Origin of the sequence: Shewanella nanhaiensis (assembly GCF_019457885.1) — a bacterium.
GTDB lineage: Bacteria > Pseudomonadota > Gammaproteobacteria > Enterobacterales > Shewanellaceae > Shewanella > Shewanella nanhaiensis.
Genome location: NZ_JAHZST010000020.1, coordinates 43,594 through 63,524 on the forward strand (window position 1 = coordinate 43,594; position 19,931 = coordinate 63,524).

Genomic DNA, 19,931 nt, shown 5'->3' on the forward strand with positions numbered 1-19,931 from the left:
AGTAGAAAGATATAAGACAAATGCAAAAGTAAAAATAAAAGGAGTCTCATCGATGCTACTTGTTGCTTGCAAAAAATGACTTACCTGGCATAGTTCCTATCAATCTAATCGTATTTGAGTTTTATAATGCAAACAGGTATTTATGAGCAGCTTATAACGAAAGTTATCAACAATAAGTTGGATAAAGATAAATTCTTTATTTCAGAGAGAAATATGGATACAGCAGAGCAGACGCTTTGGCTAACTCGTGCATTAGTTCATGTTTTTCATCTAGCTATCTCAGAATCAAAAAATACCAAAGACTCTCCATTAACCCAGATAGAACTAGCAAACAAGTTAATCTATTGGCTTCAAGAAAGAGTCGATAATCTTGATTTATCCGATTTCACAATAGCCCAACCAGCAAAACTGCTTACGGCAATTTTCGATAAGCATGATCCTATAGCAGCTAAATTGTCCTCACATATAGACAAAATAACTCCTCTTACAGGCCTCACGCAAAGCGAGTTATTCTGCGGTAGTAATCAAGGGATCTCACTAGAAAGTGAAATTAAGCGTGAAATTCTATCCTCTAATAGAATCTGTTGGATCGTTTCATTCATCAAATGGACTGGTCTTAGAATTTTTATGGATGAACTTCGAACCTTTACCAGCAATAACAAACACAAATTTCAAATTATTACGACATCCTATATGGGGGCAACGGATCTAAAAGCCGTTCAGTGGCTGGCCCAACTACCTAACACCGAAGTAAAGTTAAGCTATAACCATAACCAGGAACGACTGCATGCTAAATCTTACCTATTTATGCGAGATTCAGGGTTTCATACTGGCTATATAGGTTCATCAAACCTCTCACGTTCGGCCCTAACCAATGGATTAGAGTGGAATTTGAAGATAACCAATCAAGAAATTCCACATATCATTGAGAAAACATTCAGTACATTCGAGACATACTGGCAGCAACCAGAATTTGAAATATTTGATGGTTCAGAAAAAGCGAATAGTAAATTAAAGCATTCGCTTAGTGCAGGCAGTGGTGATAAAGAACACTCCAATACGGTATTTTTCGATTTAACGCCTCATCAACATCAAATTGAAATTCTAGACAGACTAGATGCTGAGCGGAATATACATGATAGAAATAGAAACCTAATAGTAGCCGCTACAGGTACTGGAAAAACTCTGATATCAGCTTTTGACTTTAAACGTTTCTATCTAAAGAACCCTATAGCAAAAATTCTGTTTATTGCACACAGAGAAGAAATATTAGTACAAGCAATAGAAAGCTTTAGAGCTGTACTAAAAAAATCGAATTTTGGTGAGTTGTGGGTAGGACAACATAAACCAGATTCATATAATCAACTTTTTGCATCAATTCAAAGTTTTAATAATCAACTAGACAATATAAACCTCAGTTCAGATTATTATGATTTCATTGTTATCGATGAAGTCCATCATGTATCAGCAGATAGTTACCGAAAATTCATCAATCACTTTTCACCAAAAATATTATTGGGGCTTACCGCCACACCTGAGCGTCATGATGGTAAAAATATATTAGATGATTTTGGGGGAATAATAGCAGCTGAACTCAGATTACCTGAGGCTATAAATCTAAGGCATTTATGTCCTTTCCAATATTTCGGTATTGATGATAATACCGATCTAAGACAGGTAAAATGGGAAAATGGTCGTTATAACCCAAGCGAACTAACTCAACTCTATACCCAAAATGATCAACGGCTACAGAAAATACTGCAGAATATCGAAGAACTTGTAGCAAAACCATTAGAAATGCGAGCTTTAGCCTTTTGTGTCAACCAAGAACATGCTCGATATATGGCTGAAAAATTTTCCCTTAAAGGAATACCAAGTGCAGTACTTACTAGTCAAAACTCTTCCGAAAGACATTCAGTAAGACAAGCTTTGCAACGAGGGGATATAAACATCCTTTGTGTTATTGATATATTCAATGAAGGCGTCGATATCCCAGAAATAGATACTCTTCTATTTTTACGTCCAACAGAGAGTTTAACGATATTCTTGCAGCAGTTAGGACGTGGCTTGCGTCATCACGATGATAAAGAATGTGTCACGGTGTTGGATTTTGTTGGCAATGCGAGAGCAGAATATGATTTTTCACAAAAGTTCAGAGCATTGATAGGAAAAACTCATACATCCATAAGCAAAGAAATTGAACACGGCTTTCCCCATCTTCCACTTGGTTGTCATATTGAACTACAGAAAAAAACCAAAGAGATAATCTTAGAAAATATTAAGAAAGCAGTATTAAATCAACAAAAACTAAAATCATATCTTCAAAATTTTCAGCATCATACAACTCAAAAACTGACTTTGAGTAACTTTTTAAAGTTCTACTCCAATATTCAGCTGCTTGATATTTATAAGAATAAACCTAAAAAAGGAGGAGGTTGGACTCGTCTGTTAAGCGATCTAAAACTAATTGAAAAAGTAAACCAAACCCCAATAGCTGAAAATTACCACAAAGCAATTAGCAATAGTTTAATGAGATGTGATGCCCGAACTTACCTAAAGTTTATACGCTCGCTAGCAATGAATGACTTCACATGGATTGATAATGGCGATCCAATAGAGCAAAAAATGGCATTAATGTGCCACTATGACTTTTGGAACTGTTCTGGTAGCAAGCTAGATTTCGACTCTTTATCTGAAAGCTTAGCCGCACTTGCTCATCCTGAATACCAATGTGAGTTAATACAAGTTATCAATTATTTACTTGATACTAACGACACTCAAGTTCAGAAATTTGAAACAGACTTCCCTTGTCCATTACAGCTCAATGCTCGTTATACTCGAGAGCAAATTATTGCAGGGTTAGGCGGTTCAAGCTTTGAAAAACAAGCTGTTAGCCGTGAAGGAGTATTCAACTTAATAGATCTCAACGTAGAGCTATTATTTGTCACATTACAAAAATCAGATCAACATTTTTCACCTACTACGCGCTATCACGATTATGCGATGAGCCCTACACACTTTCACTGGCAATCTCAAAACTCATCAAAGCCGGAAAGTGGCAAAGGATTAACCTATATTCAGCATAAAGAGATAGGTAAAAGGCTTATGTTATGGGTACGAGAATCCAATAAAGACGAAAATGGAAATACCATGGGGTTTGTGAACTTAGGTTGGGTAAACTTTATTGAAACAAGTGGCTCTCAACCTATGAATATTACTTGGGAACTACATGAGCCTATGCCCAGTTATCTATGGAAAGATGCTGCAAAATTAGCAAATAGTTAAAACCTAAATCGAAGAAACACACAGTTTTTTTAGAGATAAGGTGTAGATGCAGCTATGACCTTCCAAAGCAGGGATGCTTTGGTAGAGCTTACAGGGATTGTACTAGCGGCGTGTCATAGAAGCATCTACACATAAAGCCTGCTGCAAGCAATAAACATCAATGAAATTATGCTTAACTATTAACCCAGCCAATATAAGAAATATCCAAGAATAAAAACCTAACTTGAAAAGTTACTTATGTGACTTGTTAACCAACAAGTCACTAAAAAAATTGGTTAATTAATGAAGGTTTGATGTTAGCGATTGAGTACTTCCAACAAAATGCTTTAGATCCTATTGAGTGTTTAGAAGCCCATAAAGAGCAAAATACCAACAATAACGAACTAACCCAACATTGGCTTACGGCACAAGCTGAAGCTAACAAACCACTAATCGGTCATCAAAAATACAACAACTCAATGATCTGTCTAGAGATAACCTAAATCGAAGAAACACCACTTAGATTTACCACCAAGCAAAGTGAGTTTTAGAGAAATAAAGCTACCCACCACAGACAACACAGAGAAAAGCAAAACAAAAATAAAAAAGCCAAATCGAAGAATAGACCTCTGGCTTATCAACCTGTGTAGATACGGCTGCGAGCTTCGATGACAAGGCCGATAATGTTCCCTTCATTATTCGGCATTTCCTACTATCCCTGTAGGTCAGATTTCATCGCAGAGCCTATAGGGATATATTTACGGCGTCTCGCAGAAGCATCTACACATGGCCCCGCTGGAGGCAATAAACACCAATAAAGCTTTGCTTACCAAGAATCAATCAAATATCAAAAATGTAGTGGAACACTCAAAGCGATGAAACAGCTTCATCGATAAAGCTACCTCACCTTGTTAACCAACAAGTCACTAAACAAATTGGTTTCAACCAACTCCCACTCATCACACTTGTTAAACGCGGCATACTCATCAACCGCTAACCTAAACGTAGCGATAAACTCCTCAAGTTCAGAGCTAGTTGCGCTAGTGCTAAAAGCGCCCTCCTCTATGGTGAGTTTCTGCAATAAAAGCACACCTTGCTTTCGCTCTGCCTTAACATCGACTCGACCAATAAAGCGATCTCGCCAGAGTATTGGTAATGAGTAATAACCAAATTGCCGCTTGGCAGCGGGTACGTAAACCTCTATTTGATAATTGAAGCCAAATAGCTGATTTAGTCGCTGCCTTTGGATCACTAAGTTATCGAAGGGGTTTAGCAGCCAAACACTATCTGGTACCGAAGTTAATGTTTGTTGCTGGGGCAAATAGAAGTACTCTAATCCTGACTCAGTAAAGCGGGCTACTTCGCCTGCTAAACACAGCTCATTAAGGGTTTTTATTAGGCTAGGTTTAATCTTTTTACGCAGATAAACCATCTGCTGCACTGTGCCGAAACCATGGGCGGTTAAATAACGATAGATGAGGTAGCGGGAAAATTCAGTGTCATCGGGCAGCTGCATATTAATATGAGAGGGTAAAACCCGCTCGGTCAGATCATAAACCTTTTGAAACTTATCCCGCTGCAACACCATAAGATCGCCATGCATAAACAACTGCTCTAACGCACGCTTAGCAGGTTTCCAATCCCACCAACCTGTAGTGGCAGTTTTTGAAGTATTGCCAAAATGGCTGGCTTTTAATGGTCCTTCAGCTGTAATTTTAGCTTTTACCTCCCGCAGCACCTTATGATCGGGTTCAAACCAGTGCTTACCGCCCTGCTTTAGTTGTTGTTTCTGCCACAGACTAAAACGGAAATCTTCAATTGGCAGATAAGCTGCGGCATGGGACCAATATTCAAATACCTCACTCTTGGCCATGGCAGAGTCCAACATCGATGTTTGATAGTCAGTAATTCGATTAAAGAGTACATGGTGGTGCGCACGTTCCACCACATTGATGGAGTCTATCTGCACATAACTCAACTGCTCTACAGCTTTATTCACTGAATCAGCAGGTGTAAGCAAGCCCTGCTGCTGCAGATTGAGCTGTAGCCACTCATTCGCTGAATATGGACTCGACATCATTCCCCTTCAATAAATTAAAATTTATTGATATCAAAGTCGAAAAAGCACGACTTTAGAACACCAAAAAGCATCGGTCATCAAAATATAACCTTATGTAGAATAAACTTAAACCTAAGATAATGTTTCAATACGTAATAGCTTTTTTACCACGGAGAAAACGGAAGTTTCAGAGAAAAGCAAAATCGAAGAAACAAACAGCTTTTTAAAGATAAGGTGTAGGTAGGAACGAGGGTCTCGAAAACATGGTGAGGTATTACGAAGTAATACTCTTCAAACGAGAGATAGGGATATCGAACTGGCCGTTTAACATGGACGTTATTGGTTTTCGTGAAGCGGCCATGGCAGAAAATGTTCCCTACATTTTTCTGCATTTCCTACTATCCATGTAAGTCAGATGGCTTCACAGCGTCCCGAGAGCTTACCTACACATGAGCCTGCTGCAAGCAATAAACATCAATAAAGCTATGGTTCCCAACTATCAATCAAGTACCAAAAAACCAAATGGGAATGAGATGGTAAAAACGATGATTAGCTTCATCGCCGAAACTAACACGCCTCGTTGGAGGCGGTAAACATCAATGAAGCCATGGTTCACAACTATCGACCAAGTATTAAAATCCAAATAAGATGAGATAATAAAAACGATAATATAACTTCATCGCTGAAGCTAAATTACCTTTTGTTTAATCGAGCAAAGTAATCATCTGCCGCCTCTTTCACCTTAGGTGCCAGCAATAACGCCGAGACCATAGTGGGTATCGCCATTAAGGCGTAGGCACCATCGATAATATTCACTATCTCATCTAAGGTCGCTGTCGCGGCAAACAAGATAGCCAGCAGAAAGAAGTACTGGTAATACTTCACTCGCTTGGCTCCAAACAGAAAACTAAAACATTGGCCGCCATAGAAGGCTTGGGTAAAGATGGTGCTGATACTAAAGAAGAACACACAGATGATCAGCAAATAAGGTCCCACTCCCGGCATGGTCGACTCAAAGGCTCTGGCAGATAGACTAACGCCGGATACATCTGTGGTCTGCCACACGCCAGAGATCAATATAATCATCGCAGTGGCGCTGCAAACCAGCAAGGTATCGATAGCAGGGCCCAACATGGCGACTAAGCCCTCTTTAACCGGCTCACTGGTTTTGGCACTGCCGTGTGCCATGACTTCGGTACCTATTCCAGCTTCATTAGAGAACGCAGCGCGGCGGATGCCGATCAACATGGTGCCCAGTATGCCTCCACCCACAGAGTTGAGTGAGAAAGCTTGCTCCACAATTAAACTGAAATACCCAGGGATCTCCTCAATATGGGTGGCGATAACATAAAAAGCGCAGCTCATATAAAGCAGTATCATGGTCGGCACAACACTAGATGCCACGCTGGCGATCCGCTTTATTCCCCCTAAGATCACGCTTGCCACGAGAAACATAACAACAATTCCCATGGAAAGATCTAGCCAAAAAGTGGGTTGCTCCTCACCATAAAAGCCCGGCTTGATGATCAGCCACTCTTTGAGAATTTGAACCAGCTGATTGGTATTAAACAGAGGGAAGTTACCCACTAAGCCAACCACACAGAAAAAGACCGCCAAGAAGTGCCACTTTTTCCCTAGGCCCTGAGTAATGATATACATGGGCCCACCCTGCACTTGGCCATTTTCATCTTTGCCCCGATACATAATGGCGAGAGTACAGGTAAAAAATTTGGTAGCCATACCAACAATGGCGCTGATCCACATCCAGAAAATAGCCCCAGGGCCGCCCACCACTATCGCCACCGCCACACTACCAATATTGCCCATCCCCACTGTGCCCGCCATGGCACTGGAGAGTGCACCAGCATGGCTGATATGGCCGACAGCCCCCTCATCAGGATGTTTACCTCGGACAATGGCCACCGCATGACCCAGATATCTAAAAGGAATAAAACGAGAGTAGAGAATAAAGAAGAGCCCGCCACCCACTAAGAGCACCAACATATGTGGCCCCCAAGCAAGATTGGCAAAATCAGCTGAGATAGATGCTAACATCATAGTTACCTAATGTAGCTTTATAAGATATAAACCCAAACTATAGATAAACAGATGAATTAACAAACAGTAAGTGGTTAGAGGAAGTCGGGATTAAAACAGAAATCAATCAAGAAGAGAGTGACTCTTATGGATACCAGCTTAAAACTTACTCCTGTGACAGGTTAAAATCACTACCCATTATCGTTTAGATCTTATCATTTAACTCTTATCACTTAGATCTTGCTCAAGCTGAGCCACCTCTTCCGATGGCGTATCTAAATACGCAGACAGGTCTTGGTAAGTTAACCAGATAGCGTAACAGATAATGGCATAACACAGGTTGCGGAACATAATAACGACTCATAATTTTACTCTGACACAGTAAATATAACTGACAAATTATGAAGAAAACACTGTCAATATCTCGCCGATTTTATTCATGTTTTTGCCATTATTGACCCTTTTTAAATATGTCAAAAACTCGCTAGAACGTCATTTTTTTGAACATTTTTTAAGCTAATTATTTGACTTAATCACAAGCATAAACTACTCGATCATTTTACGCTTTTAGCTCTTAAACCTCACAGTTTAACTCTCTACTTAGCTTCTACTCCTTTAATAAAATATAAGTAAAAACTAAAATAAATAGATTGATAAACAGCAAGTTAAAAACCTTTCTTACTCCATCTATCAAGTCAAACAACAAGATAAGCTCATCCTTAATTAGCTAATCCAATCACCGCAAGTTATAAGATAGTGGCAAGTAAAGTGGTAAACCAATGCATCACACTGTGGATTTAAGAGGCACAAGTTAAGGTAGCAGTGACTTTTAAAAAGTTTTAAAAAACTCTTTAACTATTCAAATTAAATCTAAACCGATCACAATAAAGATCGGTAAATCTTCTATCATTCCCATTTTTGACACTTTTTGAGCACTTATCAATCAGTCGAATTAAAACTCGCTGTAAAAAACAGCAAATAGGAGTAGAATCCCCGCTTCTTTAAATACCAGTGCATTTTTGATGATCGATCTCGCTCTACTCCCTCTCTATATCACAACCGTTATAGCGCTACTTTTGATCCCAGGCCCAGACATGTTGTTGATCGCCAGTTCAAGCCTTAGTTATGGCAAAAAAGTGGGCCTCTATGCCAGCCTTGGTAATGCTACCTCAGGATTACTGCTCACCCTGTTAGCAGCAATGGGAGTGTCGGCCTTAATTGCCATGAACCCAATGGCACTGCAACTTCTGCGCATATTAGGCGGCGCTTATCTATTAAAGATGGGCTGGGATTGCATGCGCGCTGGGCCTATTGATGCTCCAGAGGTGGCTCAGGACAATAATTTGGCCAAAATTCTCTATCGCCGCGCCGTATTCAGTAATCTGCTCAACCCTAAGGCTCTGCTGTTTTTTGTGCTGTTCCTACCCCAATTCGTGTCGGCAGAGTTAACGGCCAGCTCAGGCGAACAGATGTTGGCACTGGGTCTACTGCTAAATGTGATGGGATTACTGTTTAATCTTTTGCTGGTGGGCATGGTGGGTAGCTTAGGTAAACCGCTACTGAAAAATAAGAAGTTTAGAGCCAATCAAAACAAGTTTATGGGGCTGATCTTCTTCACCTTAGCCATCTGGTTACTGGCCTCTCAAGTACAGACCATGAGCTAATATATAGGCAGAGCCAAAGGCCTGCCTACTCCTCTCAATTCAACTTCCTTTTAATCATATCTCGCTAAACAATAGTGAACCGGCTCGGGTTTCATACATATATAATCTCTGTACTTTTTAAGTAATAACTTAGGAGAGTGAGATGTTAGATAAGAGTCGATTAACGCCTCGAAGGCTAACGTTTTAGCCTTATTTACACCTTTTTACTCCCAAATTTACCTTTAAAAAAGCAACCTTAGCTCTGTTTTCCCTTATGATGACCTCAAATATTGAACAGAAAAGGCGATAAACAGCTGCTTTATTGCCGCAAAATGAGAGTTCCCATGTCAAAAATAGAGATATTAATAGGTACAACCTTAGGTAATGCTGAATATGTAGCCGATGAGATAGCCGCACAATTAAGCGGATTAGGCCATGAAAACCAGCTCCATATCGCAGCAAAACTGCAAGATCTAGATACAGAATCACTCTGGTTAATCGTATCTTCAACACATGGAGCAGGCGATCTTCCCGACAATTTAGCCCCATTTTTAAGCGAGATCTTCGCTAAAAACCCAGATCTATCTAAGACAAAATTTGCCATCTGCGCGATCGGAGATTCGAGCTACGATACTTTTTGTGAAGGGCCGGAAAAATTAGCTCAAGCACTGCAAGATTGCGGTGCACAAGTTTATGTGGATAAGATCCAGATCGATGTTCAATACGATACGATCCCCGAAGACCCAGCCCTTGCTTGGTTATCTCAGTGGCAAGATCGACTATAAGATCTGTTTTTAGGTATAAAGCCAAGATCAACTCACAGATTAGATCTACTTTATCCACATATTACGATCTAAAATGATAAATGTGTGGATAAGGTATTATTTTGATCTGATCAAACTCTGTATTGATCCACATCCGATCTGCCTACTTATCCACCTTGTGGATAAGTAGGCGATCTATCCCCAAGCTTAAGTCAGTTAGATCTTAAATAGATCACAGGATCTGATCGCAATTAACTGTTGATTTTAAATAGAAAAAAGGATTACCCACAGAAAACAGCGATCCTAATAGTAAACATAATAAAGGATCTATATAAAGATCTTAAGATCTATTAAGCAGATCTTCAGTGGATCTCCAGAGTGAAATTGATCTTTCACCAAGGTCTGTTCAGGTGCTAAAATACTCGGCTCAAATTCACAGTTTGTTCGTTATCTACTAAAGTTTAAATTTAAGGTTTACTCATGCATTTTCATGAAAGGTTCGATGTCATTGTTATCGGTGGTGGTCATGCTGGTACTGAAGCAGCATTAGCCGCAGCAAGAATGGGTTCTAAGACTCTACTGCTGACGCATAACATCGACACCTTAGGACAGATGTCTTGCAATCCAGCTATTGGCGGGATCGGTAAGGGACACTTGGTAAAAGAGATTGATGCCTTAGGCGGTGCAATGGCAATTGCGACTGACTATGCTGGCATTCAATTCAGAACTCTTAACTCAAGCAAGGGACCTGCGGTGAGAGCCACCCGTGCTCAAGCTGATAGAGCCCTATATCGAGCAAAAATCCAAGAGATCCTACAAAACCAGCCTAACCTTAGATTATTTCAGCAAGCCGTAGATGACTTGATTGTTGAAAACGGGCGAGTGACAGGCGTTGTAACTCAAATGGGATTAGCATTTGAAGCACCTGCTGTGGTGTTGACCGCAGGGACTTTCCTCAGTGGTAAGATCCATATCGGTATGCAGAACTACAGTGGTGGGCGAGCGGGTGATCCACCATCGATCACACTGGCTGATCGTCTACGTGAATTGCCGATCCGCATTGGTCGATTAAAAACGGGCACACCACCTAGAATCGATGCTAATACCATTAATTTTGATCTGATGACCGAGCAGAAAGGGGATACGCCTCTACCTGTGATGTCATTTATCGGTGATGTGAGTCAACATCCTAAGCAAATCTCATGCTTTGTGACTCATACCAATGAGAAAACTCACGATATTATTCGTGGTGGTCTAGACAGAAGCCCAATGTATTCAGGGGTTATTGAAGGTGTTGGCCCGCGCTACTGCCCCTCTATCGAAGATAAGATCCACCGTTTTGCCGATAAGTCGTCCCATCAGATCTTTATCGAACCTGAAGGCTTAAACACCAATGAGATCTACCCTAATGGTATCTCTACGAGTTTACCCTTCGATGTACAGTTAAATCTTGTTCGCTCAATCAAGGGGATGGAAAATGCTGAGATTATCCGCCCAGGTTATGCGATCGAGTATGATTACTTCGATCCAAGGGATCTGAAGAACTCGCTTGAGACCAAATCTATCGATGGTCTCTTCTTCGCAGGACAGATCAACGGCACGACCGGTTATGAAGAAGCGGGAGCCCAAGGACTTTTAGCGGGGATGAATGCATCACTGCAGGTTCAGGGCAAAGAGATCTGGTGTCCACGCCGTGATGAAGCGTACCTTGGGGTTTTGGTTGATGACCTGTCGACCTTGGGAACCAAAGAACCATACCGTATGTTCACTAGCCGTGCGGAATACCGTTTACTGTTACGGGAAGATAATGCCGATCTACGTCTAACTGAAAAGGGACGTGAAATTGGATTAGTCGATGATGATCGTTGGGCTAAATTTAGTGAAAAGCGTGAATCGATAGAGCTTGAATTGCAACGTCTACGTAGCCAATGGGTTCACCCTAATTCACCTTTGATTGATGTATTAAATCCTGAACTTAATACACCGATTTCACGTGAAGCTTCTTTTGAAGATCTACTGCGTCGTCCTGAGATGGATTACCCTAAGTTGATGTCATTAGAAGGCTTCGGCCCTGGGCTTGATGATCCACGCGCCGCTGAGCAGGTGCAGATCCAGGTTAAGTATTCAGGCTATATCCAACGTCAACAGGATGAGATCGATAAAGCGATCCGCCATGAGACCACAGGTTTACCTCTAGATCTTGATTACCAAGAGGTGCCAGGTTTGTCGAACGAGGTGATCGCTAAGCTTAACGACCATAAACCTGAAACCATAGGCCAGGCATCGAGGATCTCTGGTATGACACCAGCAGCTATCTCTATTTTGTTAGTGCACCTGAAACGTCGCGGCCTATTACGTAAAAAAGCCTCATAAAAAATAGTTGTTTTACAATTATGCCGTTAAGGGAAGCCAATAGCGCTTCCCTTAGCCTTTTCTGGGCTTCATAATAGCCAGTTAGTAATGGCTCGCTTTTGTTATTAAGGATCTACCCTGTGTTATCTGTCCAATTAGATGAGTATCTGGCTGAAATGAATCTGTCTGCAACTGCAGAGCAGAAAAAACAGCTTATTGGTTTTGTTGAGATGCTCAACAAGTGGAATAAGGCTTATAACCTGACCTCTATCCGCGATCCACAGCAGATGTTGATCCGTCATATTATGGACAGTTTAGCTGTGTCTAAGCATCTTGTGGGTGAGCGTTTTATCGATGTTGGTACTGGACCTGGCTTGCCTGGGATCCCCTTAGCTATTATGAATCCAGAGCGATCCTTTGTATTGCTAGACAGTTTAGGCAAACGGATTCGTTTTCAAAAGCAGGTTCAACATGAACTTGGCATCCACAATATCAGCTCAGTCGAAAGTCGAGTTGAAGCTTTTGAGCCTGAGGTTAAATTTGATGGTGTGCTCAGCCGTGCATTCGCCTCTATTGAGGATATGCTGCATTGGTGTCATCACCTTCCGGCCGAAACGGGTTGTTACTATGCTCTAAAGGGTCAATTAGCCGACAATGAGATGGCTAATATTCCACAAGGGTTTGAAGTTACTGATATTATCGAACTTCAGGTTCCTCGTCTTGATGAGCAAAGACACCTTCTTAGAGTGATTAAAAAATAGCGATAAAGTTGCATTTCTTTAGTGCTTCAAGCAACTTGGTATTGGTTTCAACAGTGTTGAATAGCAGAAAGTGACATACAGGATGGTATTGTGGGTAAAGTGATTGCCGTAGCTAACCAGAAAGGTGGTGTGGGAAAAACAACAACTTGCGTAAATTTAGCCGCATCTTTAGCCGCCACAAAGCGTAAAGTATTACTGATAGATCTCGATCCTCAAGGCAATGCGACCATGGGAAGCGGTATCGATAAGTACAGTGTTGAAAATACAGCCTATGAGTTGTTGGTCGATGAGAAGTCTTTCGATGAGGTTGTCTACCGAGATACCAGCGGCAAGTATGATCTGATTGCCGGTAATGGGGATGTGACGGCAGCTGAGATCAAGTTGATGGAGTTCTTTGCTCGAGAGATCAGATTACGCAATGCATTGGCGCCTGTAAAAGATGAGTATGACTTTATCTTTATCGATTGTCCGCCATCACTGAATATGTTGACAGTGAATGCCATGTCGGCGGCCGACTCTGTGTTAGTTCCTATGCAGTGTGAGTATTATGCGCTGGAAGGTCTGACTGCATTGATGGATACCATCAGTAAAATTGGAGCCATGGTGAACCCTGGTCTCTGCATCGAAGGGATTTTACGTACCATGTATGATCCCCGTAATCGTTTAGCCAATGATGTTTCCGATCAACTTAAACAGCATTTTGGTGAAAAAGTTTATCGTACGGTTATACCAAGGAATGTACGACTCGCTGAAGCGCCAAGTTTTGGTGCTCCAGCCATGTATTATGACAAATCCAGTGCAGGCGCAAAAGCATACCTGTCACTGGCAGGTGAGATTATTCGTCGTGCTGAGCAGCATGACCTTCAGGGCGAACAGGCGTAATTTAGGGCTATGGAAATGACAGTTAAAAAGCGTGGTTTAGGCAAAGGCCTAGACGCACTTCTCAGCACCAGTAGCGCTGCGAGTGCTAAGTTAAATCAAGGACAGAGTGACTCAACGGATCAAGATATTAAGAACGATGACCTTATCATGCTAGATGTAGACATGATGCAGTCAGGAAAATATCAGCCACGTAAAGATATGTCGCCGGAGGCTCTGGATGAGCTATCTGAGTCGATAAAAGCCCAAGGTGTTATTCAACCTATTTTAGTGCGTAAAGTCTCGCCTACCATGTACGAGATCATTGCCGGTGAGCGTCGCTGGCGCGCTGCTCAGTTGGCTAAGCTTGAAAAGGTGCCCTGTATTGTTAAACAGGTGCCAGATGAATCTGCTGTCGTTATCGCGCTTATTGAGAACATTCAACGTGAAGATCTTAATGCGATGGAGGAGGCTATTGCCCTCGAACGATTGATGCAGGAGTTCAATCTTACTCATCAATTAATTGCCGATGCTGTGGGTAAATCACGAGCCACGGTTTCTAACCTACTTCGTCTCAATGGCCTCAATGAGCCTGTTAAGCGTATGTTAGAGTATGGTGATATCGATATGGGCCATGCCCGAGCTTTGTTAGCAATTGATGGCGAAGAACAGACGGTAATTGCCAGAATGGTTGCTGCAAAAGAATTAACTGTTCGTGAAACTGAACGCTTAGTTAATAAAACCTTAAACCCACCTGAAATTGCAGATAAACCTGCAAAAGATCACGATGTCGCGCGCTTGGAAAGCCAATTAATTGAGAGGTTAGGTGCGAAGGTTTCCATTACCCATAATAAGAAAGGTAAAGGTAAATTAGTAATAAACTATCAAGATCTCGCTGAATTAGACGGCATTATCAGCAAAATCGGTTAAAAAACTCATGTTACCGCTATATTATGTAACTTTGTGACATCTGTTAGTTTTAGACTTTTGCATCTTTGGTCGTAGATCACGTTAAAAGAGTCGATTTTCCTCAGCTTAAACTTGCTTTGAAGGCCCGAAAAGGTATACTTTCGCAAGCTTTTTTGTTGTTCGGTATTTTTTGGATATTGTGATCCGGTCATCGAAACAGGAAAGCCTTAATGCGGAGAAGGTAAATTGAGTAAGGTTTTAGCACGCCGTGGCCGATGGTCAGCCTATAAATTGGTATTGATGCAGGCGGCGGTTGCTGGGGGTGCTTCTATTTTCTTTTTCGCCACGTGGGGAGCTCAGTATGGTTTGTCTGCATTAGCAGGTGGCGCCATCGCTGTACTCCCTAATTTTGTATTCGCAACCCTCGCTTTTTCCCACACGGGAGCAAGTTCAGCTGGAAAGGTCGTTAAGACTTTTTACTGGGGGGAAGCGGTAAAGTTGCTGCTTACAATAGCAATGTTTTCACTAGTGTTTATCAATATGGAAATTGGTTTTATGCCACTTTTTGTTTGTTATACCTTAGCGTTAATCGTGCATTGGACAGCTCCTTTATATTTCAAGCAAAGTTAAGTGGGATGAATCATGGCTGCAACTGGTGAAGCGTTAACACCGCAGGGCTATATCCAGCACCACCTTACCAACTTAAGTGTTGGTGAAGGCTTCTGGACATGGCACATTGATTCGTTGTTCTTTTCGGTTGGGCTTGGTGTTCTATTCTTATGGCTATTCCGTAGCGTTGGAAAGAAGGCTACAACAGGCGTTCCTGGCAAACTTCAGTGTTTTGTCGAGATGATTGTTGAGTTTGTCGATTCTAGCGTGAAAGAAACCTTCCATGGCCGCAATCCTGTTATTGCTCCGTTGGCATTAACGATTTTTGTTTGGGTATTCATGATGAACTTCATGGATATGGTACCAGTTGACTGGATACCTGAGTTAGCTATGGCAGCTGGCATCCCTTACATGAAAGTGGTTCCAACGACTGACTTAAACATCACCTTTAGTATGGCTATTGGTGTGTTCTTGCTGATTATTTACTACAGCATTAAAGTCAAAGGCATATCAGGTTTTGTTAAAGAACTGACACTGCAGCCTTTCAACCATAAGGCAATGATACCCGTCAACCTCCTGTTAGAAACTGTAACTTTGATCGCTAAGCCTATTTCATTGGCACTGCGTCTGTTCGGTAACTTATATGCAGGTGAGTTGATCTTCATCCTTATTGCGTTGATGTATGGTGCTAACTGGGCATTATCTACTCTAGGTGTGACACTACAACTAGGCTGGTTAATTTTCCATATTTTGGTTATTACCCTACAGGCGTTTATCTTCATGATGTTGACCATTGTTTACTTAAGCATGGCGCATGAAGATCATTAAGGATTGCTGAAAATTTTTTTAGCTAAAAAATAAACTAACTAGATTTAGATATTTGGAGATAGAGATGGAAACTGTATTAGGCATGACAGCAATCGCTGTTGCTCTACTAATTGGTATGGGTGCACTTGGTACCGCTATCGGTTTTGGCCTATTGGGTGGCAAGTTCTTGGAAGGCGCTGCGCGTCAACCAGAAATGGCTCCAATGCTGCAAGTTAAAATGTTCATCGTTGCTGGTCTTCTTGATGCGGTAACTATGATCGGTGTTGGTATTGCACTATTTATGCTTTTCACCAATCCATTAGGTGCAATGCTGTAATAAACGCTTCTGTCTTTAAACTAACTAGGAGGCTGTTGTGAATATCAACGCTACCCTACTCGGTCAGACGGTTGCCTTTATTATCTTCGTGTGGTTCTGCATGAAGTTTGTTTGGCCTCCTTTGATGAATGCCATCGAAGAACGCCAAAAAAGGATTGCCGACGGTTTAGCTGATGCTGACCGTGCCGTGAAAGACCTTGAGTTGGCACAGGCTAAAGCCACTGACCAACTAAAAGACGCCAAAGCCACTGCTAATGAGATTATTGAGCAAGCGAACAAACGCAAAGCTCAAATAGTTGATGAAGCAAAAGCCGAAGCAGATGCTGAGCGCGCTAAGATTATCGCTCAGGGTCAAGCAGAAATTGAAGCTGAACGTAATCGCGTTAAAGAAGACTTGCGTAAGCAAGTTGCTACTCTAGCCATCGCTGGCGCAGAGAAGATTCTTGAGCGTTCTATCGATGAAGCCGCCCACAGTGACATAGTTAATAAACTAGTTGCTGAACTTTAAATAAGGAGTTTGAGTTATGGCTGAAATAACCACCATCGCTCGTCCTTACGCAAAGGCAGCTTTTGATTTTGCTATTGAAAAGAACGCAGTTGATAGTTGGGCAGAGATGCTGAACTTCGCGGCCATGGTCAGTGAAAACGAAACCATGAAGCCACTGCTAACTGGCTCTTTAGCCAGCCACCAGCTTGCAGAACTCTTTATTGGAGTTTGTGGCGAGCAGGTCAATGAGCAAGGTCAAAACCTGTTAAAGGTAATGGCTGAAAACGGTCGTTTAGAAACACTACCTGCTGTTTCTCAACTTTTTGTTGAGATGAAGCATGAATGGGCAAAAGAGATTGAAGCTAATGTAGTTTCAGCCACTGAGCTTAGTTCAGAGCAGCAACAGGAAATTAGTGTTTCTCTAGAGAAACGTCTCACACGCAAAGTTAAGCTTAATTGCAGCATAGATGCCAGCCTTATTGCTGGACTAATTATCACGGCAGGAGACCTAGTCATTGATGGCTCGGTCCGCGGAAAAGTTTCGCGTCTGTCTGATTCGCTGCAATCGTAATTGGGAGTTTGAGCATGCAACTGAATTCCACTGAAATCAGCGATCTGATTAAACAGCGGATCGAGCAGTTCGAAGTCGTTAGTGAAGCTCGCAACGAAGGTACTATCGTTGCAGTTAGTGACGGCATCATCCGCATCCACGGCCTAGCCGACGTGATGCAAGGTGAGATGATCGAGCTGCCTGGTAACCGTTTCGCAATCGCGTTGAACTTAGAACGTGATTCTGTCGGTGCCGTAGTTATGGGCCCTTATGCCTCTTTGGCTGAAGGCGACAAAGTAAAAACAACTGGTCGTATTTTGGAAGTCCCAGTTGGCCGTGGTCTTTTAGGCCGCGTAGTCAACACATTGGGTGAGCCAATCGACGGAAAAGGACCTATCGATAACGATGGTTTCTCTCCTGTTGAAATGATCGCACCAGGTGTTATTGAACGTAAGTCAGTAGATCAACCAGTACAAACTGGTTATAAAGCCGTTGACTCTATGATCCCTATCGGTCGTGGACAGCGTGAGTTGATCATTGGTGACCGTCAGATCGGTAAAACCGCTCTAGCGATCGATGCCATCATCAACCAAAAAGATACTGGCATTAAGTGTGTATACGTAGCAGTAGGCCAGAAGGCTTCTACTATCGCTAACGTGGTACGCAAGCTAGAAGAACATGGCGCTTTGGCGAACACCATTGTTGTTGTTGCTACAGCTTCTGAAGCTGCTGCTCTACAATACTTGGCTCCATACTCTGGTTGTTCAATGGGTGAGTACTTCCGCGACCGCGGTGAAGATTCACTGATTGTCTATGATGATCTTTCTAAGCAAGCAGTTGCTTACCGTCAGATCTCATTGCTACTTAAGCGTCCACCAGGACGTGAAGCATACCCAGGTGATGTATTCTATCTTCACTCTCGTCTGTTAGAGCGTGCTTCACGTGTTAACGCCGAGTATGTTGAGAAGTTCACTAAAGGTGAAGTGAAAGGCCAAACTGGTTCTTTGACTGCTCTGCCGATTATTGAAACTCAAGCGGGTGACGTATCTGCATTCGTACCGACCAACGTAATTTCGATTACCGATGGTCAGATCTTCCTTGAAACTGACCTATTTAACTCTGGACTACGTCCTGCTGTTAACCCAGGTATTTCGGTTTCTCGTGTTGGTGGTGCGGCTCAGACTAAGATCATCAAGAAACTGTCTGGCGGTATTCGTAGCGCACTAGCACAGTATCGAGAGCTTGCAGCGTTCTCACAGTTTGCATCTGACTTAGATGATGCAACACGTGCTCAGCTTGAGCATGGTGAGCGTGTTACTGAACTTATGAAGCAAAAACAATACGCCCCTATGAGCGTAGCTGATCAGTCTGTGTCTATTTTCTCAGCTGAAAAAGGTTACCTAAAGAGCGTAGAGCTTAATAAGATTGGTGATTTCGAAGCGTCTTTGCTCTCTTACATGAACAGCGAGCATGCTGACCTTATGAAGACCATCAACGAGACTGGCAACTACAATGCCGACATCGAAGGTGAGTTGAAGGCTGGCCTCGATAAGTTCGTCGAAACTCAAACCTGGTAAAAACAGAGGTGCCTTTGGCGCCTCAGGTCCAGATTGGAGAGTAAAGATGGCCAACGCTAAAGAGATTAAAACCAAGATCGCGAGTGTACAAAACACTCAGAAGATCACGTCTGCTATGGAGATGGTTGCCGCGAGTAAAATGCGTAAAGCACAAGATCGCATGGCAGCAAGTCGTCCATATGCAGAAAATATGCGTAAGGTGATCGGTCACGTGGCGCAAGGTTCTCTCGAATATAAGCATCCATATTTGGAAGTGCGAGAAGCCAAGCGTGTTGGTTACATTGTTGTGTCAACCGACCGTGGTCTTTGTGGTGGTCTGAACGTTAACCTTTTCAAGAAGGTTGTGTCAGACGTGAAGAAGCAGCGTGATGCTGGTGCAGAAGTTGAATTCTGCCCAATCGGCGCACGAAGCGTACAGTTCTTCAATAGCTTTGGCGGACAAGTTTCTGCTCATGCTTCAGGTTTAGGTGATGCTCCAAAGCTAGCCGATCTGATCGGAACAGTACGTGTCATGCTTCAAGCATACAACGAAGGCAAGCTAGATCGTTTGTACGTGGTATTCAACAAGTTCGTTAATACTATGTCTCAGACGCCTGTGATCGAGCAGCTGCTACCTTTGCCTAAGTCAGAAGAGGATGAGATTTCTCATCACTGGGACTACCTATACGAGCCAGATCCAAAAGAGCTTTTGGATACTTTGTTGGTCCGTTATGTGGAGTCTCAAGTTTACCAAGGTGTTGTTGAAAATATTGCATCCGAACAAGCGGCCCGTATGGTTGCTATGAAAGCTGCAACAGACAACGCTGGTGAACTTATCAGTGACTTGGAGTTGGTCTATAACAAGGCTCGTCAGGCTGCGATTACGCAGGAACTGTCGGAAATTGTTTCAGGTGCCGCTGCCGTTTAGGCTAGGTAAC

At 42.3% G+C, this 19,931-nt stretch carries 18 protein-coding genes; 15 read left to right on the top strand and 3 right to left on the bottom strand.

Translation table 11 applies throughout. The features are described 5' to 3' along the window. Positions 1–126: 126 nt before the first annotated feature. Together K0625_RS20945 and K0625_RS20950 are read left to right on the top strand one after the other, a co-directional pair. Positions 127–3,285, top strand: a complete 3,159-nt coding sequence (locus tag K0625_RS20945; RefSeq protein WP_232847219.1) for a DUF3427 domain-containing protein — start codon at positions 127–129, stop codon at positions 3,283–3,285. A gap of 293 nt (positions 3,286–3,578) precedes the next feature. Next, the gene (locus K0625_RS20950) at positions 3,579–3,767 is read left to right on the top strand and encodes a hypothetical protein (RefSeq protein ID WP_220111423.1); all 189 of its coding nucleotides are present in this window, start codon (positions 3,579–3,581) and stop codon (positions 3,765–3,767) included. Positions 3,768–4,162: 395 nt separating this feature from the next. On the opposite strand, the gene K0625_RS20955 is transcribed toward K0625_RS20950, so the two are convergent. The 3 genes from K0625_RS20955 to K0625_RS24725 all read right to left on the bottom strand — a co-directional run bounded on the left by K0625_RS20955 (position 4,163) and on the right by K0625_RS24725 (position 7,711). Further along, positions 4,163–5,341 (bottom strand): winged helix-turn-helix domain-containing protein, encoded by a 1,179-nt coding sequence (locus K0625_RS20955; RefSeq protein WP_220111424.1) that lies wholly within the window; start codon positions 5,339–5,341, stop codon positions 4,163–4,165. A 675-nt stretch (positions 5,342–6,016) separates the two neighbouring features. Then, positions 6,017–7,381 (bottom strand): alanine/glycine:cation symporter family protein, encoded by a 1,365-nt coding sequence (locus K0625_RS20960; protein WP_220111425.1) that lies wholly within the window; start codon positions 7,379–7,381, stop codon positions 6,017–6,019. A 198-nt stretch (positions 7,382–7,579) separates the two neighbouring features. After that, complete coding sequence (locus K0625_RS24725; protein ID WP_269902817.1) at positions 7,580–7,711, bottom strand: hypothetical protein; 132 nt, start codon at positions 7,709–7,711, stop codon at positions 7,580–7,582. Between the two features lie 671 nt (positions 7,712–8,382). Between K0625_RS24725 and K0625_RS20965 the strand changes: the two genes are divergently transcribed. The 13 genes from K0625_RS20965 (at position 8,383) to atpG (ending at position 19,921) form a co-directional block, all read left to right on the top strand. Continuing rightward, the gene (locus K0625_RS20965; RefSeq protein WP_220111426.1) at positions 8,383–9,024 is read left to right on the top strand and encodes a LysE family translocator; all 642 of its coding nucleotides are present in this window, start codon (positions 8,383–8,385) and stop codon (positions 9,022–9,024) included. Between the two features lie 323 nt (positions 9,025–9,347). Next, entirely contained in the window at positions 9,348–9,788 is a 441-nt protein-coding gene (gene mioC / locus K0625_RS20970) for an FMN-binding protein MioC (protein WP_220111427.1), read from the top strand. Positions 9,789–10,247: 459 nt separating this feature from the next. Next, positions 10,248–12,140, top strand: coding sequence for a tRNA uridine-5-carboxymethylaminomethyl(34) synthesis enzyme MnmG (gene mnmG / locus K0625_RS20975; protein ID WP_220111428.1), 1,893 nt, complete (start codon positions 10,248–10,250; stop codon positions 12,138–12,140). A 119-nt stretch (positions 12,141–12,259) separates the two neighbouring features. After that, on the top strand, positions 12,260–12,880 hold the full coding sequence (gene rsmG, locus K0625_RS20980; protein ID WP_220111429.1) for a 16S rRNA (guanine(527)-N(7))-methyltransferase RsmG: 621 nt from the start codon (positions 12,260–12,262) through the stop codon (positions 12,878–12,880). A 90-nt stretch (positions 12,881–12,970) separates the two neighbouring features. Beyond that, entirely contained in the window at positions 12,971–13,762 is a 792-nt protein-coding gene (locus tag K0625_RS20985; protein ID WP_012327472.1) for a ParA family protein, read from the top strand. A 15-nt stretch (positions 13,763–13,777) separates the two neighbouring features. Next, positions 13,778–14,668, top strand: coding sequence for a ParB/RepB/Spo0J family partition protein (locus K0625_RS20990; protein WP_220111430.1), 891 nt, complete (start codon positions 13,778–13,780; stop codon positions 14,666–14,668). A 225-nt stretch (positions 14,669–14,893) separates the two neighbouring features. Then, a complete protein-coding gene (locus K0625_RS20995) occupies positions 14,894–15,277 on the top strand; it encodes an ATP synthase subunit I (protein WP_012327470.1) in 384 nt (127 codons plus the stop codon). A gap of 12 nt (positions 15,278–15,289) precedes the next feature. Next, positions 15,290–16,084, top strand: a complete 795-nt coding sequence (gene atpB, locus K0625_RS21000) for a F0F1 ATP synthase subunit A (RefSeq protein WP_012327469.1) — start codon at positions 15,290–15,292, stop codon at positions 16,082–16,084. A 64-nt stretch (positions 16,085–16,148) separates the two neighbouring features. Beyond that, on the top strand, positions 16,149–16,400 hold the full coding sequence (gene atpE / locus K0625_RS21005; RefSeq protein WP_011639455.1) for a F0F1 ATP synthase subunit C: 252 nt from the start codon (positions 16,149–16,151) through the stop codon (positions 16,398–16,400). A 37-nt stretch (positions 16,401–16,437) separates the two neighbouring features. Further along, positions 16,438–16,908 (top strand): F0F1 ATP synthase subunit B, encoded by a 471-nt coding sequence (atpF, locus tag K0625_RS21010; RefSeq protein WP_012327468.1) that lies wholly within the window; start codon positions 16,438–16,440, stop codon positions 16,906–16,908. 16 nt (positions 16,909–16,924) lie between these two features. Further along, on the top strand, positions 16,925–17,458 hold the full coding sequence (gene atpH / locus K0625_RS21015) for a F0F1 ATP synthase subunit delta (RefSeq protein ID WP_220111431.1): 534 nt from the start codon (positions 16,925–16,927) through the stop codon (positions 17,456–17,458). Between the two features lie 14 nt (positions 17,459–17,472). After that, positions 17,473–19,014, top strand: a complete 1,542-nt coding sequence (gene atpA / locus K0625_RS21020; RefSeq protein WP_012327466.1) for a F0F1 ATP synthase subunit alpha — start codon at positions 17,473–17,475, stop codon at positions 19,012–19,014. A 46-nt stretch (positions 19,015–19,060) separates the two neighbouring features. Continuing rightward, positions 19,061–19,921, top strand: a complete 861-nt coding sequence (gene atpG, locus K0625_RS21025; protein WP_220111432.1) for a F0F1 ATP synthase subunit gamma — start codon at positions 19,061–19,063, stop codon at positions 19,919–19,921. The last annotated feature ends 10 nt before the right edge of the window (positions 19,922–19,931 follow it).

What these genes read in the sequence shown, in the direction of transcription:
- K0625_RS20965 (WP_220111426.1), top strand. Translation starts at nt 8,383, where the DNA reads ATGATCGATCTCGCTCTACTCCCTCTCTATATCACAACCGTTATAGCG.
- atpG (WP_220111432.1), top strand. Translation starts at nt 19,061, where the DNA reads ATGGCCAACGCTAAAGAGATTAAAACCAAGATCGCGAGTGTACAAAAC.
- K0625_RS20950 (WP_220111423.1), top strand. Translation starts at nt 3,579, where the DNA reads ATGTTAGCGATTGAGTACTTCCAACAAAATGCTTTAGATCCTATTGAG.
- atpA (WP_012327466.1), top strand. Translation starts at nt 17,473, where the DNA reads ATGCAACTGAATTCCACTGAAATCAGCGATCTGATTAAACAGCGGATC.
- K0625_RS20945 (WP_232847219.1), top strand. Translation starts at nt 127, where the DNA reads ATGCAAACAGGTATTTATGAGCAGCTTATAACGAAAGTTATCAACAAT.
- atpE (WP_011639455.1), top strand. Translation starts at nt 16,149, where the DNA reads ATGGAAACTGTATTAGGCATGACAGCAATCGCTGTTGCTCTACTAATT.
- K0625_RS20955 (WP_220111424.1), bottom strand. Translation starts at nt 5,341, where the DNA reads ATGTCGAGTCCATATTCAGCGAATGAGTGGCTACAGCTCAATCTGCAG.
- mnmG (WP_220111428.1), top strand. Translation starts at nt 10,248, where the DNA reads ATGCATTTTCATGAAAGGTTCGATGTCATTGTTATCGGTGGTGGTCAT.
- K0625_RS20990 (WP_220111430.1), top strand. Translation starts at nt 13,778, where the DNA reads ATGACAGTTAAAAAGCGTGGTTTAGGCAAAGGCCTAGACGCACTTCTC.
- mioC (WP_220111427.1), top strand. Translation starts at nt 9,348, where the DNA reads ATGTCAAAAATAGAGATATTAATAGGTACAACCTTAGGTAATGCTGAA.
- K0625_RS20960 (WP_220111425.1), bottom strand. Translation starts at nt 7,381, where the DNA reads ATGATGTTAGCATCTATCTCAGCTGATTTTGCCAATCTTGCTTGGGGG.
- K0625_RS24725 (WP_269902817.1), bottom strand. Translation starts at nt 7,711, where the DNA reads ATGTTCCGCAACCTGTGTTATGCCATTATCTGTTACGCTATCTGGTTA.
- atpH (WP_220111431.1), top strand. Translation starts at nt 16,925, where the DNA reads ATGGCTGAAATAACCACCATCGCTCGTCCTTACGCAAAGGCAGCTTTT.
- atpB (WP_012327469.1), top strand. Translation starts at nt 15,290, where the DNA reads ATGGCTGCAACTGGTGAAGCGTTAACACCGCAGGGCTATATCCAGCAC.